Consider the following 14,208-nt stretch of genomic DNA (forward strand, 5'->3'; position numbering starts at 1 on the left):
CTGCCGCGCATGCGCGACAGAACGGGCGCGCACCCCGCAGGTGCGTCCACGTTCCCGGCCGTGACGGTGCGCTTATTGACATCGCGGTCTCTTGTCAAATCCGCCGCGTCAGAGCGCGAGCATCGCCGGGTTCCGCACCCAGCGCGGCACGCTGCCCACAAGATCGAGGGTGATCCGGCGCGCCGGGCGGGCGAACACCAGCTCGGCGGTCCCGCCACTCCACATGCCGCGATCCCCCTCGTCCGGGCTGTACCAGCCTGCGCCGTGCCAGGCTGGCAAGCGCACGCCGTTGGCAACAACCCCTCCCGTGCAAATGCCGAGGCAGCGGCGATCCTCGGATGCCGGGTCAGTATAGGCGGGCGGCGTCGCGCGGGCACGCAGCACCAGCCGCGAAACCGGCGCCGGCAGGCTGAAATCGAGACGCCCGCGCCGCCGCCGCGGCTGGATCGGCGGCGCATCGCCGGCCAGCGCGTCCACCTCGGCGCCATGCACGATCTGATATCCGAGCGCGATGGCACGGCTGTGCAGCTTCGCCCGAACCGAGCGCAACGCCGCGCCGGAGGTGACGACCGGGCAGCAGGACGCCACCGACGCCCCCGGCGCGCCGAGCGCCATCGCGAACCTGTCGCGGTTGCCGTCGTCGCGATAGGTCTCGCACGGCAGGTTATCCGCCCGGATCACCGCGTGGCGGGCGAGTTCCACATGGTAATAGGTCACGGCGAACCGGGCGCAATCCCGCCGCACGGTTGCGCCGTTCACCAGCAGCATCGCCGGCACCAGCACACCTTCCGCGAAAACGGCGTGCAAGGGTGAAAGCGTCACCTGGCGGGTTGGCGTGAGGGGAGCGAAAGCGCCCGGCGTGATGACGACCGGGTGCAGCAATGCGGCCGCCTCGTCGCGCGAGAGATCGATCGTCCGCCAGCCGATCCAGACAATCGGCTCCGTCGCGCCGCTCTCGGTCACCAGCCGCTGGCTGGGCCGCAGCGTCTCGACCGGCCGGTATCCGTCCGGCGTCAGCAGCCTCGTGCCGCGGGCAAAGCAGGGCATGGCGCCGCCAACCGTGACATAGGTGCCGCCAACCCCGTCCGCCCCGATCGCGATCGCCGCCTGCGCCGCCGCCTCCGCAAGGCCGAATCCGCCCTGCCCGCCGACCGTGAGCGTGCCGCTCGCATCGCTGACCAGCGATGGCGCGACGCCGATCAGGTCGATCGCGTCGCCGGCCGCCATGTTCACTACCGGATCGGTCATCGCCGCGACATCGCCGAGCGCAAGAATACCGTTTGCGCCGGCGAAGGCGATGCTGCCGCCGGCGGCCGGCCCCACCAGATCAAGTGCTGCGCCGGCGCCGATCATAGCGCCGCCGGCCAGCGTGCCGCCCACCACCAGCGTGCCGCCGGACGCCGCCAGCACGCCGCCGACATCGACGGGAACGAGGCCGGCCGGGCCGGCCGCGCCGATCAACCCATGCCCGGTGAGCGTGGCACCGGCGGCAAGGCTGATCGCCGAGGCACGCAGCGCGCCCTCCGCCAGGGTCAGCGTCGCGCCCGCGGCAAGCGTCGCGGCGCCGGCCAGCGCGATTGTGCCGCCCGCGAGCGTGGCCGAAGCCGAATCGAGCAGGGAGCCCGCGTCGAGCACGCCGCCCACCGTGAGCACCGCGCCGCCCCCAGCACCAGCCCGCCGCCGAGCGATGCCGAAGCGAGCCCGCCGATCGCCAGTGTCCCGCCGGTGAGATCGAGCCCGGCAGTGCCGGATAGCCGGCTGGAATCCGCAAGCCGCAGGGTGCCCGCGGTGATCGTGGCAGGGCCGAGGGCAAGGCTGCCTTCGCCCCCGAGCCCGACCGTGCCGCCCGCCAGCGTGAACGTGCCGAAATCGAGCGCGGCCGTGCCCAGCGCCGTGACCGCGCCGAAACCATCGATCGTCGCCGCGCCGAAAGCAGCCGTCCCCGTCAGGTCGAAGGTGCCGGCGGCGCCGCCCCCCAGCACCAGCGCCGCGGCGGCGATGCTGCCGGTGACATCGAGCCAGCCGGACGCCGCACCGCCGGCGACCACGATCGTTCCCGCGGCTTCGAGAGACCCGGCGATGCCGAGCGTGCCCGCCCCCGCCGCATCGCCGACCGCCACATCGCCGCCAAGCGAAACCACCGCGCCGGCATCGAACAGCGCCAATCCGCCCGCGCCGATATCGAGAGCCGTTCCGGTGCCCGGCAGATCGATCGTGCCGGTGAAATCATACGCACCGCCGACCGAGGCGCTGCCTGCAACCCCGGGGCCCACCACGAGAAGCGGGGCGCCGGCATGGCTGGCAAACACCGCCACATCGCCATTGGCCGGCGGCACGCCCCCCCGCCAGGACGAACCGGCATTGAACAGACTGCCACCGGCGCCGGAGAAATCGAGCGTGCCGGCATTGGCAATGGCGACGCCGATCGCCGCACTCAGCCCGGCAAGTCCGGTGCCGCCGGTGAAGTTCAGCACATCGCCGGTGCCGCCGCCGGACGCGGTATAGGCGAGTGCAGCAAGTTCAGCGTTCATCGCAAGCGCGTTCGCCGCACTCAGCACCAGCGAGCCCGAAGCCGTCCCGCCGCCGCTGGCGATCTGCCCATGAACGGCGCTGACGGTGAGTTGCAGCCCGGCCGAACCATTGCCGGGCACCAGCAGGCCAAGGCCGATCAGCGGCGTGGCGACGCCGCTCACCGCCTCGATCGAGGCGCCGGCGGCCGGCACGTCGTTCAGCGTCAGCGCGGCCGTGGCGGCGCGCAGCCCGATCACCGGATCCCCGGCGCGGTCCGTCTCCACCACCGGCGCCACCCCGGCGGGGATCGCGGCATGGATGGTGACGATCTCGCTCTGCGCGGTGTTGCCGGCGACGAGGCCCGCGACCTCGAACCCGGTGGTCGAGACGTTGAGCACCGACAGGCTGGTGAGACTGGGCAGGACGATCCGGTCGCCGGGGACGAAGCCGGCCAGGGTGGCGGCGAAATCGGCCGGGCTGTCGAGCACCAGGACCCCGCCCTGCTCGCCGAGCGTGCTGGCATAGGCGGTGGCGTCCTGCGCCGTGCTGGCCCCCGGCGCGAAGCTGATCGTGGCGTCGGCGCCGACAGTGACGGGCGTGGCGTTGAACACGCCATAGAGCGGCGAGACCGTGCCCAGCTCCAGCACGCCGCCCGGCGCGATCGCGAGATCGACCCCGCCGCCGATGCTGCCGGCGGCGATGGCGAGCGGCGTCGGGCCGGGGGCAAGAATGGTGCCGGGCCCGACAATGGTTTCCGGTTCGCTGAAATTGCCCGCCACCAGCAGCCCCGCCCCTTCGAGCGTGCTGCCGGCGGCGAGGGAGATGGCGTCGAACCCGGTGGCGAGCGACGCGGCGTCGGCTTGCAGCGTGCCGGCGAAATCCACCACGCCGCCGGACGCGAGATCGAGCGCGCCGGCCAGCGTGCCGCCGCCCGGCAGCAACGCCGTTCCCGACGCCGAGAGCCCGCCGGCCGCGAGCGCGCCGAAGGCGACGAGCGCGCCATCCGCGCCGATCGTGATCCCGGCGGCATCGAGCGTGCCGGAGGCGCCGACCACCAGCGTCGCGGCATCGAGCACAAGCCCGCCGGCGATCGACAGCGCGCCATCGATGGCGACCGCGGCAGCGCTGCCGAACGTCGCCGTGGCGACGCCGAATGCGCCGTCGAGCCCGACCGATGCGCCGGGTGCCACATCCAGCGCCGGGCCGAGCCCCTCGCCGCCGATCACCGCGCCGGTGCCGATCGTCACATCCGTGCCCACGCCCGGCACCACCCCGCCGGACCAGTCCGCCGCGCTCTGCCAGTTCCCGGCGCCGCCGGCCCAGCTCGCACTCCCGCCGGCGACCGCGCCGGTGACGGCGATGCTCAGGCCGCCATTGGTCACCGCATCGGGCAGCACGCCGCCGGACTGGCGGAGCACGTATTCGAGCGTGCCCGCTGCCGTGGCGGCGAAGCGCACCGCGTCGAGCGCGCTGGTGAGGCCGGCGAGATCGCTCGCCGCAGCGCTCAGCACCAGCGTCCCGGTGCCATTGCCGGCAACGCCGATCGCCGCAACTGACGCGGTATCGAGCAGGAACGCACCCGTATCGGCGATCAGGCTGACGGTGAGGGTCTCGCCGCCGAGGCCGAACCCGGCGAGCAGGGCCGCGGGATCATCGGCGATGGCAAGGCCGAGCGTCTGCCCGACCCCGGCGGCAAGGGTGAGTGCGGCGGGCGGCGCCACGAAGGCGGGCGGCGAGTCCGGAAATACCCGCACCGCCACGGTGGAGGACAGCGTCGTCCCGCCGCTCGCCGCGGTGATGGCGATGGTCCCGGTGCTGGCCGCCGTGGCGCTGATCGCGAGGCTGGCCAGCGCCGCGTTCACCTGCGTCGCGCTGCCGCCGATGGTGATCGCGCCGCCGCCGGAAGACACGGTCGCCCCGCCGGCGGCACTCGCGGAAAATCCGTAAGCGCCCGAGAGGGTCACGCTCGCCACCGCCCCGGCGGCAAGTCCGGCGAGCGCGAATCCGCCGGGCGGCACGCCCGCGAGAGACGACGTCGTCAGCCCCTCGATCAGCCCAATCGCGTCCGGCCCGACAAGTTCGAATGAAGCCGACATGCCGCCCCCATGCGTGAGGGCGGCATGATATTATTCTACCTAAAGTAGTTCAACCCAATCGTTCTACCCGCGCAACTCCCGCCGCAGGATCTTGCCCGTCACGGTCTTGGGCAGATCGTCGATGATCTCGACCGCGCGGGGATATTTATAGGCGGCCATCCGCTCCTTGCAGAAGGCGATGATCTCGTCCTGCGTCACGTTCGCGCCCGGTCGCAGGCTGATCACGGCCTTCACCGTCTCGCCGCGATAGGCGTCGGCCACACCCACCACCGCCGCCTCGCGCACCGCGGGATGGGTATAGAGCACGTCCTCCACCTCGCGCGGCCAGACCTTGTAGCCGGCGGCGTTGATCATGTCCTTCTTGCGGTCGACCAGATAAAACCAGCCATCCTTGTCCATGAACCCGACATCGCCGGTATGAAACCGGCCATTGCGGATCGCCTCGGCGGTCTTGTCCGGCTTGTTCCAGTACCCCGGCACGATCATCGGCCCCTGGCTGACGATCTCGCCGACCTCGCCCACCGGCAGTTCCCGCCCCTCATCGTCGCAGATCCAGGAGATGGTGTTGTAGGCCGGCACCCCGATCGACAGCGCGCCCGAGGCAGGATCGACCGGCGCCTCGCGCGACAGCGGCACGACATGCGTGGGCGAGTTGGTTTCGGTCAGCCCATAGCCGTTATGGATGTAGTGTCCGAACGTCTCGCGGAAGGCGGTGACCACGCTGGGCGGAATCGGCGCGCCGCCGGAATAGATCTTGGTCATCGAGGCGAGCTTGGCGGGGGCCGCGTTCTGGTGGTTCATCATCGCGATGAAGGCGGTGATGGCGCCGATAGTAAAGGCCGCCTTGTGTTCCTCGATCGCGTCCAGCATCACCCCCGGCTCGAAGCGATAGGCGAGGATCAGCGGGGATGCGGTGATGAAGGCGGCGGCGATATGGCCGATCAGCCCGGTGATGTGGAACAGCGGCGCGATGCCGAGGATCGGCTCGCCCTCCCCCAGCCCGATCCAGTCGCGATAGGTCTGGGCGTTGAAGGTGACGTTGCCATGCGTGTTCATCGCCCCCTTGGGCACGCCGGTCGTCCCCGAGGTGTAGACGAGGAAGGCGATGTCGCCCGGCTTGTAGGCGGGGGTGGGCGGCAGCGCCCCGCCCGCCGCGATCGCCGCCTCGAAATCGACCGTTCCAGAACAGGCCTGGCGCTGCATCCCCGCGAACAGGCGAGGATCGTTGCGGGTCTGGAAGGCGAGCGCCGAGGTGGTCAGCACGATCTGCGGCCGCAACCCCGGCTCCAGCGCGCCCACCGTCTCCTCGCAGGTCGTGTCATGGCAGACGACCGCCTTCGGCGTGCAGTCGGCGAACAGGATGCCAATCTCCCGCGCCCGGTTCATCGGGTTGACCGCCACTGCGATGCCCCCCGCCTTCCAGGCGCCAAGAATCGCGATGACGAATTGCGGCACGTTCTGCAGATAGACCGCCAGCCGGTCGCCCGCGCCGAAGCCGTGCGCCGCGAGATAGCCGGCCAGACCGTCGCTCTGCCGGTCGAGTTCGGCATAGGTCATCCGGCCGTCGAAATAGAGAATGGCCGGCGCTTGCGGCGCGCGCGCCACGGCGGCGCGGAACATCGCCAGCGCATCGGTGAAATCGGGCACGATCTCGCCAGTCTGGCCCGCGTCGTAGAGCGCGAGCCAGGGTTTCTCGTCGTAGATGCTCATCCAGGCGTCCTTACTTGATCACGACGGGGTTCACCGGCGCGCCGGTGCCGTTGACCACCTTGAGCGGGGCTGCGGTGTAGAGGAAGGTCCACTGCCCGTCCTTCGCGCAATCCTCGGCGAGGTCATCGAGGGCAGCGATCTCGGTGAAGGTGACGCCGAGATTGCGCATCAGCGCGTTGTGCAGCGGCAGGACCACGCCGGAGACCGGGTCGGCGGTGATCTCGTTAGCGATCGTGTCGGTGACGAGATTGGGGATCTCCATCTCGTGGAACCACTTCACCAGCTCCTTCGAATAGGTCAGGCCCGGCTCCATGAAATCCTTGTAGAATTCGTCCTTCTCGCGCTTGTAGTAGGAGCCGATCCAGCCGGTGCGGATGATCAGGATGTCGTGCTTCTCGATCTTCGCGCCCTGTTTCTCGGCCGCCGCCATCAGGTCCTCATGGGAGAAGGTCTCGGCGCGTTCCAGCCAGGGCTTGCCGCGATGGCGGGCCATGTCGATCAGGATGCCGCGCCCGACGATGCCGCGCTCGGCGATCGGCAGCACGCTGGCCTTGGTCATGCCGCCCGCCGTGGTGCGCGCGTCATAGCCGTTGTAGAGCGTGTCGTCGCACCAGACATGGCCGAGCGCGTCATACTGCGTCGAACCCTGCAGATACATGAACAGCACGTCGTCGGCATATTCGGCATGGCCGGGAAACACCGGGCCCTTGCCGCACATGTAATGGCCCTTGTCCATCACGTTGATCCGCACCGGGTCCTTGCGGCCGGGCCAGACCGGATCGCCCTTCGGGTGGCACATCTGGATCTGCAGGGTGAAGGTCTTGCCCTGCTTCACGGATTGAACGCCGCGCAGCACCTCCTCGCTGGTGAGAAAGTTCAGGCCGCCGACCTCGTCGTCCGGCCCCCAGCGCCCCCAGTTCTTCGGATCGTCCTTCAGCAGTTCGGTGACGGGAATCTCGGCGCGCAGTGATCCGGCCATCTTCGTTTCCTCCATGATGGGGCGGATCGTTGCCGCCCGGGCGCATCCTGCAACGCGCATCCGGGCGGCACAAGAGGCAGCGAGACTGCCCGGCTCAGGCTGTTTCCGTCTGGAACACCGCGGCCGGATGTTCGTCCGCCGGGCCGAAGAACTCGAAGCGCAGCCGCTCTTCCGGCACGCCCAGCCCGGCGAGCCCGCCGATCACCGCGCGCATGAAGGGCTTCGGTCCGCAGACGTGAAAGACCGTGTCCGCCGGCACATGCGCGTGCAGGAAGGCGGCGGTGACGAGGCCCTCGTGGTCATAATCAATGCCCGGCCGGTCCTCTTGCATGGGCTCGGCGTAAAATGTCGCGGTGGAAACGCCCGGCGCCCGCGCCTCCAGCGCGCGGACATGCTCGCGCATCGCATGGACACGGCCGTTCAGCGCGCCATGCACCCAGAAGGTCGGCCGCGCGGGCGATGTCGCCGCGATGGTCTCAAGCATGCTGATCATCGGCGTGAGGCCAACGCCGCCGCTGACCAGGGCGACCGGCGAAGCCGACGCGGCATCGAGGAAAAAATCCCCCGCCGGTGCCGCCACCCGCAGCATGGTGCCAGGCCGCGCATGGTCGTGCAGCCAGTTGGAAATCCGCCCCATCTCCTCGCGCTTGACGGTGATGCGATAGGTGCGGTCGTTCGGCGCGCAGGAGATCGAATAATTGCGCCGCTGCGCGCCGATGCCCGGCACGTCGAAGGCGAAGCCGAGATACTGGCCCGGGCGGTGCCGCAGCACGGGCCCGCCATCATCCGGCACCAGGGTGAAGGAGCGGATGACGCTGCTCTCTTCCACGACATCCTCGACCACGAAATCCCGCCAGCCGTTCCAGCCGCCGGGTGCGGCGGCGAGATCGCGGTAGATCGTGGCCTCGCGGCCGATCAGCAGCTCGGCGAGAAACCAGTACGCCTCGCCCCAGGCGGCGAGGATCTCGTCGGTCGCGGCATCGCCCAGCACATCGCCGATGGCCGCCAACAGCGCGGTCGCCACATGCGGATAATGCTCGGGCAGGATGTTCAGCGCGACATGCTTCTGCGCGATCCGCTCGACCGCGCCGGCCAGCGGCGCAAGATCGTCGATATGTCGCGCATAGGCCAGCACAGCGCCGGCCAGCGCCTTCGGCTGCGCGCCCGCGCCATCCTGGTGCGACTGGTTGAACAGCTCGGCGATCGCCGGATTGCGGAACATCCGTTCATACATCCGGCGGGTGATGGCCAGCCCGTGCCGTTCAAGCGCGGGCACCGTGGCCTTGATGAGAGCGATGGTCTGGTCGGAAAGTGGAGCGGGCATGGGCAATCTCTTCCTGCGGCCTGGGGCGGACCCCGAATAAAACATGTATTTGATATGAATGTTTATACGCCTTAAAAGGTTCATTCAAAATACGTGTTTTGAGGATCACCCATGCGCCCGCGGGCCTCGACGTAAATCGAGCCCTTTCCGATTTCAGAGCATCATCCGATCCGGATGCGGCGCCCTGTCGGCCTACTGGCTGTCGGCAGCCTCGAACTCGACGTCGCGGTGAACATGCACCGACATCAGCACCCCGAATCCCAGCATCACGGCGGTGAGCGCCGAGCCGCCATAGGAAACCAGCGGCAGCGGCACGCCGCCCACCGGAATAAGCCCCATCACCATGGCGAGATTGACGAAGCAATACAGAAACAGGTTCGTCGAGATCCCGATGGCGACGAGCCGGCCGAACTGGTGGCGGCAGCGCAGCGCCGTATAGGTCGCCATCGCCACCATCGACAGCAGGATGGAGAGCAGCACCGCCGATCCGGCGAAGCCGAATTCCTCGGCGATGATGGTGAAGACGAAATCGGTCTGCTTCTCGGGCAGGAAGTTGAGCTGGTTCTGCGAGCCGTGCAGATAGCCCTGCCCCCACATCCCGCCCGAGCCGAGCGCGATCTTCGACTGGATGATGTTGTAGCCCGCGCCGAGCGGATCGCGCCCCGGATGCAGGAAGGTCAGGATCCGCTCCTTCTGGTAGCCATGCAGATGGTGATAGGCGAACGGCGCGATCACCGCGACGAGCGCGAGCACGATCGCGAATTTCCACCATCGCACCCCGGCGCCGAACATCACTGCGCCGCCGATGCTCATGGTGATGACGGCGGTGCCGAGATTGGGCTCCTTCAGGATCAGCGCGGCCGGCAGCAGGATGGTCAGCGCCGGCGGAACCAGGAAAAGCGGATTGCCGACCTGCTCGTGGCTGGCGCGCTGAAACCAGGCGCCGAGCGCGAGCGCGAGAAACAGCTTCATCAGCTCCGAGGGTTGCAGGTGCACGCCGCCGACATCGAGCCAGCGCTTGGCACCGAGCCCGACATGCCCGAACTTCCAGACCGCGACCAGCAGCAGCAGCCCGAGCCCGTAAAGCGGCCAGGCCATTTTCGCGATCAGCCGGATATCGACCATCGCAATCGCGATCATCATGATCAGGGCCGCGAAGAAGCGCTCGATCTGCGGCGTGGCATAGGGTTGCCCATGGCCGCCCGCGGCCGAGTAGAGCGCCGCGTAGCCGATGCCCGCCACAGCGCAGCAGGCGAGCACGAACAGCCAGTTCATCCGCAGCAGCTTGGCCGGAATGCCGGTGCCGCGCTCGTAATAGGGCCGATAGGTCTTGTCGGTCAGCAATGGCGTCATGCCGGCCCGCTCCGGCCCGCGCTGGCCTCGGCCGGCGTCTCGACCACGGTGCCGGGCGGCGCTGCGCGCAGGTCGCGGGTCAGCGCCGCGGTGACGAGGTCATGCGCGATCGGAGCCGCCGCGGTCGCCCCCTCATCGCCATGCTCAACCGCGACCGCCACGGCCACGCGGGGCGCGTGCGCCGGGGCAAAGGCGATGAAGAAGGCGTTCGGCCGGAATTTCCAGGGCAGCGTTGCGTCGCTGAGATTGGCCTTTTCCTGCGCCTGGGTGTTGTCATGGACCTGTGCCGTGCCGGTCTTGCCCGCCATGAACACGCCCGGCAGCGCTAGCCGCGCGCCATAGGCGGTGCCCTTGGTCGTGTTCACCACCTCGAACATGCCCTGGCGCACCGCGGCAAGGCTGCGTTCGTCAAGGCCAAGCTCCGGCCAGCGGTCCGGCTGGTCCTGATGCAGAAGGTCCCGCCCGATTCCCCGCGCGACATGCGGCTCCACCGCCCGGCCGGTCGCGATTCGCGCGGTCATCGTCGCCAGCCCCAGCGGCGTCACCTGGGTGTAGCCCTGCCCGATGCCCTGGATCACGGTATTGCCCTTGGTCCAGACCAGCCGGCGCCGCCGCGCCCAGCCGGAGGTCGGCAGAAACCCCTCGGAGACCGCCGGCAGGCCGAGCGGCAGCCTGCCGATCAGCCCCAGCCGCCGGCCCATCGCCGCCATCCGGTCGATCCCGACCAGCAGGGCCGCATGATAGAAGAACACGTCGCAGCTCTGCTGCAGGGCGGTGACCACATTGATATGGCCGTGTCCGTAATGATCCCAGCAATAGAAGGTATGATTGCCGAGCTTGAGGTACCCCGGGCAGAAGAACCGGGTCTGCGGCGTGATCACGCCCGCCTCCAGCGCCGCCAGCGCGGTGCAGGGCTTGAACGTCGAGCCCGGCGCATAGAGCCCGCGCGTCGCCCGGTCGCTCATCGGGTGCCGCGGGTTGGACATCCACGATTTCCACACCGATTCCGGCACGCCGGTATCGAACAGCGTGGGATCGAACCCCGGCTCGCTCGACATCGTCAGCACTTCGCCATTCTGGGTGTCGATCATCACCGCGGCGCCCGACTGCCCGCTGAGCCGCTGCGCCGCGATCGATTGCAGGCCGGCATCGAGCGTCGTCTGCACCGTGCGGCCCTGCACGCCGTTGTCGCGGTCCAGCACGCGCACCACGGTGCCGTGGACGTTCACCTCGGTCTGCACGATCCCCGGCGTGCCGCGCAGCGCCGCGTCGCGCACCCGCTCGATGCCGGCGCGCCCCACCCGCATGCCCGGCAGGGCGAGCAGCGGATTGGCGGCGGCCTCGGCCTGGGTCGGCCTTGCGACATAGCCGACCACATGCGCCATCTGCTCGCCGAACGGATAGACCCGCGAAGCCCCGACATCGACGAACACGCCCGGCAGGTCGGTGGCATGCACCTCGATGCGCGCCATATCCCGCCAATCCAGATAATCTTTCAAAAGCAACGGAATATAGTGTGGTTTTCCCTTGAGATCGCGCATGATCCGGGCCGTCTCGGCGGGATCGAGGCCAACGATCCCGGCAAAGCGCGTCACCACCGCCGCAGGGTCCGGCGCCTCGACCATCATGAACATCGCCCGCCAGTGTCGCTTGTTGCTGGCGAGCAGCGTGCCGTAGCGGTCGGTGATCAGCCCCCGCATCGGCGCGACGAGACGCTCGTTGATCGAATTGTGCTTCGCCAATGTCGCGTATTTGCCGTGTTCGAGCACCTGCATGCGATACAGGCGGGAGCCGAGCACGCCGAACGCGCCAAGCTCGGCCGCGCCCAGCAGCAGGGCGCGCCGGGTGAAGATCGGCCGGATCTCGCGTTCGCGCTTCATCGCCGCTCAGGCCTGTTCCGGCGCGGCCGGGCCGGCATGGGCGCGCGCCAGCGGCACGACCACGAGCGGATAGATCAGCACGCTGAGGGTGAATTCCAGAACGGTCGGCATCAGCGGCAACGCGGTGAATGACAGCAGCATCCGGGCCAACCACTCCAGGGACACCACCGCCAGCACGCAGCCGGAAAACGCCAGCCAGACCAGCATGAAACCCTGCCTCAGCAGAACCCGCCGCGACATGCCGGCAATCGCCTGTTCGAGCAGCAGCAGCACCGACCAGATGCCGAGCGGCACATCGCCCAGCAGGCCGAGCAGCACCCCGATCAGGGCGACGACCGGCGCGGGCAGCGCCGCTGGACGGTAAATCGTCCAGAAAAACACCGAGGACATCACGAACCCCGCCCGCAAATCGGTTGCCGCCGGCAGCAGGCCGGGCAGCGCCAGCAGAACCATGACCACCACGATCACCGCGGTCGGCAGCATCGCCCTAGCCGTGCGGTCGAGTGCGCGCAGAATTTCCGCGACATCCATCATCCGCGGGCAACCCGCCGCCTCACGCCGCCCCCGGCGCGTGCGCGCCCGCCGTCTTGCCGCCGGCATCGGCGGCGCCGTATTCGAAAATCCGCAGCACCCGCAGGCTGTCGAGCTGGGCGAAGGGCAGCACCACGGGGTCGTTGCGCCCCACATAATGCACGATGCCGATCGGCAGCCCGTTCGGAAACACCCCGCCGACGCTGCTGGTCAACACGATCGCTCCCTCGCGCGGGGGGGAGCCGGGTGCCCAGTAGAGCAGTCGCGGCGCGCCGGTATTCTGCCCGATCATCATCGCCCGCGCGCCGCCCGGCCCGATCGCCACCGGCACCTTGCTGTTCAGGTCGGTGATCAGCAGCACCCGCGCCGAACGCGATCCCACCTCGATCACGCGGCCAACTACCCCGGCCCCGTCCATCGCCACGGCATCGTGCACATCGCCCGGATCGCGCGGCAGGGTCACGAGCACCGAGCGGGAATACAACCCGCCGAGATCGGCGATGACCCGGGCGGTGAAAAACGACGGCGTGGGCGTCGGCACATAATGAAGCTGCGATTTCAGCGCCTCGTTCTGCGCCTCGAGCGCGAGCGCGACCGCGCGCCACCGCCGCAACGCGCGGTTCTGCCGCGCCAGTTCGGAATAGCCGGCGCGAAGATGCAACCATGAGCCCAACGCCCCGCGGTCGCTCTCCAGGGCCGCCACCGGCGCGATCGCGGCGCGATAGAGCGGCGCCAGCGCGTCGTCCACCTGGGTGCGCAGGAAATCGCCAAGGTGCCGGTCGGCCCGGCCGGCCAGAACCAGGGCCAGTGACGCCAGCAGCATCACGGGAAGGGTTAGCCGGGCAAGCGCGGCTCGCACGGGCATGGACAGCCGCAGCATGCGGCAAGCTCCGTTAATGGATGTTTATGGTGCGGCCGTCTTACGCCAAACCGCACCCGAGTCCAAGCCACCGCCCTGGGTTACGGCGGCGCGGCGTCATCCGGTTCGCGGTCCTGCAGATATTCGGCCAGCGCACCCAGCACCAGCCCCGCCAGCACCATCTTCGCCGGATCGCGCCGGAGCAGCGCGAGCGCCACGGCCAGCCCCTCCCGCAACACCCCGGCGCGCGCCGCCTCGGCCACCGGGCGCCGCCGGTGGCGCCAGCGATAGGTGCCCACCGCATGGAGCGCCGCCGCGACGAGGATCAGCCCGCCGCCGAGCGCCAGCGCCGCATGCACGGGCCCGATCGCCGCACCCAGCGCTTCCGCCGCGGCGGCGAGCAGAAGGCCGAGTCCCGCCAGCAGCAGGGCCAGCGCAACAGCCGCAAGCCCGATCCTCGCCCCCAGCCGCCGCAGGGTCACGCCATCGAACAGCTCGACGAGAACGCGCAGCACCTCAGCGTCCCGCCGGACCCGGCCCGGCGCTCACGGCGCCCGGCGCCGGCGGAACAGATGCGCGGCGACGAAGCCGAGCCCGGCCGCCATCGCCAGCGCCGCCAGCGGTTTCTCGCGCACCGTATCCTCGATCCGCCCGGCGACAGCGCCGCCCTGCTCGCGCAAGGCGCGGCTCAGCGTCTCGATATCGCGCTCGATGCCGGCGAGCCGCCCATCGAGCGCGGCGCGCAACTCGGCAAGCGCCCGCATCCCGGCCTGCGTGCCCGCCGCGGCACGGCCATCGGCCCCGGCCTCGCCCACAATCTCACCGCCAGTCTCACCGCCTGTCTCGCTGGCCAGCCCGGCCAGCCGCGCGCGCAGCGACTCGAATTCGTGCTGGAACCGGTCGAACTCGCCGCCCAGCCGATCCGCGGCCTCACGCCCTTTTGCCGTCCAGTCCGTCATCCGGGC

At 69.6% G+C, this 14,208-nt stretch carries 11 protein-coding genes; all 11 read right to left on the reverse strand.

Annotation, left to right across the window (positions count from 1 at the left end; translation table 11 throughout):
• Window positions 1–108: 108 nt before the first annotated feature.
• The 11 genes from ACIDOCELLA78_RS89905 to ACIDOCELLA78_RS89955 all read right to left on the reverse strand — a co-directional run bounded on the left by ACIDOCELLA78_RS89905 (window position 109) and on the right by ACIDOCELLA78_RS89955 (window position 14,202).
• Entirely contained in the window at window positions 109–1,635 is a 1,527-nt protein-coding gene (locus ACIDOCELLA78_RS89905) for a Hint domain-containing protein (RefSeq protein ID WP_249675909.1), read from the reverse strand.
• Window positions 1,533–4,607 carry a hypothetical protein gene (locus ACIDOCELLA78_RS89910; protein ID WP_249675911.1) on the reverse strand — a complete coding sequence of 1,025 codons (3,075 nt, stop codon included), beginning with the start codon at window positions 4,605–4,607 and terminating at the stop codon, window positions 1,533–1,535. The genes ACIDOCELLA78_RS89905 and ACIDOCELLA78_RS89910 overlap by 103 nt, the downstream gene beginning before the upstream one ends.
• A 63-nt stretch (window positions 4,608–4,670) precedes the next feature.
• On the reverse strand, window positions 4,671–6,317 hold the full coding sequence (locus tag ACIDOCELLA78_RS89915) for a class I adenylate-forming enzyme family protein (protein WP_201728852.1): 1,647 nt from the start codon (window positions 6,315–6,317) through the stop codon (window positions 4,671–4,673).
• A gap of 10 nt (window positions 6,318–6,327) precedes the next feature.
• Window positions 6,328–7,296, reverse strand: coding sequence for a cyclase family protein (locus tag ACIDOCELLA78_RS89920; RefSeq protein WP_201728853.1), 969 nt, complete (start codon window positions 7,294–7,296; stop codon window positions 6,328–6,330).
• Window positions 7,297–7,390: 94 nt separating this feature from the next.
• Window positions 7,391–8,620 (reverse strand): NO-inducible flavohemoprotein, encoded by a 1,230-nt coding sequence (hmpA, locus tag ACIDOCELLA78_RS89925; RefSeq protein ID WP_201728854.1) that lies wholly within the window; start codon window positions 8,618–8,620, stop codon window positions 7,391–7,393.
• A 192-nt stretch (window positions 8,621–8,812) separates the two neighbouring features.
• The gene (rodA, locus tag ACIDOCELLA78_RS89930) at window positions 8,813–9,973 is read right to left on the reverse strand and encodes a rod shape-determining protein RodA (protein WP_201728855.1); all 1,161 of its coding nucleotides are present in this window, start codon (window positions 9,971–9,973) and stop codon (window positions 8,813–8,815) included.
• Window positions 9,970–11,853 carry a penicillin-binding protein 2 gene (gene mrdA / locus ACIDOCELLA78_RS89935; protein ID WP_201728856.1) on the reverse strand — a complete coding sequence of 628 codons (1,884 nt, stop codon included), beginning with the start codon at window positions 11,851–11,853 and terminating at the stop codon, window positions 9,970–9,972. Before mrdA ends, rodA begins: the two co-directional genes overlap by 4 nt.
• A 6-nt stretch (window positions 11,854–11,859) precedes the next feature.
• Window positions 11,860–12,384 carry a rod shape-determining protein MreD gene (locus ACIDOCELLA78_RS89940; protein ID WP_249675914.1) on the reverse strand — a complete coding sequence of 175 codons (525 nt, stop codon included), beginning with the start codon at window positions 12,382–12,384 and terminating at the stop codon, window positions 11,860–11,862.
• Between the two features lie 22 nt (window positions 12,385–12,406).
• A complete protein-coding gene (gene mreC, locus ACIDOCELLA78_RS89945; protein WP_201728858.1) occupies window positions 12,407–13,264 on the reverse strand; it encodes a rod shape-determining protein MreC in 858 nt (285 codons plus the stop codon).
• A gap of 80 nt (window positions 13,265–13,344) precedes the next feature.
• Window positions 13,345–13,758 carry a phage holin family protein gene (locus ACIDOCELLA78_RS89950; protein WP_201728859.1) on the reverse strand — a complete coding sequence of 138 codons (414 nt, stop codon included), beginning with the start codon at window positions 13,756–13,758 and terminating at the stop codon, window positions 13,345–13,347.
• Window positions 13,759–13,788: 30 nt separating this feature from the next.
• Window positions 13,789–14,202: a DUF883 family protein gene (locus ACIDOCELLA78_RS89955; protein WP_201728860.1), complete on the reverse strand. Its 414-nt coding sequence runs from the start codon at window positions 14,200–14,202 to the stop codon at window positions 13,789–13,791.
• Window positions 14,203–14,208 lie beyond the last annotated feature (6 nt).

It is taken from the genome of Acidocella sp. C78 (assembly GCF_907164655.1).

Coding starts and splice junctions, on each gene's coding strand:
- ACIDOCELLA78_RS89910 (WP_249675911.1), bottom strand. CDS start 4,607: ATGTCGGCTTCATTCGAACTTGTCGGGCCGGACGCGATTGGGCTGATC.
- ACIDOCELLA78_RS89915 (WP_201728852.1), bottom strand. CDS start 6,317: ATGAGCATCTACGACGAGAAACCCTGGCTCGCGCTCTACGACGCGGGC.
- ACIDOCELLA78_RS89920 (WP_201728853.1), bottom strand. CDS start 7,296: ATGGCCGGATCACTGCGCGCCGAGATTCCCGTCACCGAACTGCTGAAG.
- hmpA (WP_201728854.1), bottom strand. CDS start 8,620: ATGCCCGCTCCACTTTCCGACCAGACCATCGCTCTCATCAAGGCCACG.
- rodA (WP_201728855.1), bottom strand. CDS start 9,973: ATGACGCCATTGCTGACCGACAAGACCTATCGGCCCTATTACGAGCGC.
- mrdA (WP_201728856.1), bottom strand. CDS start 11,853: ATGAAGCGCGAACGCGAGATCCGGCCGATCTTCACCCGGCGCGCCCTG.
- ACIDOCELLA78_RS89940 (WP_249675914.1), bottom strand. CDS start 12,384: ATGGATGTCGCGGAAATTCTGCGCGCACTCGACCGCACGGCTAGGGCG.
- mreC (WP_201728858.1), bottom strand. CDS start 13,264: ATGCTGCGGCTGTCCATGCCCGTGCGAGCCGCGCTTGCCCGGCTAACC.
- ACIDOCELLA78_RS89955 (WP_201728860.1), bottom strand. CDS start 14,202: ATGACGGACTGGACGGCAAAAGGGCGTGAGGCCGCGGATCGGCTGGGC.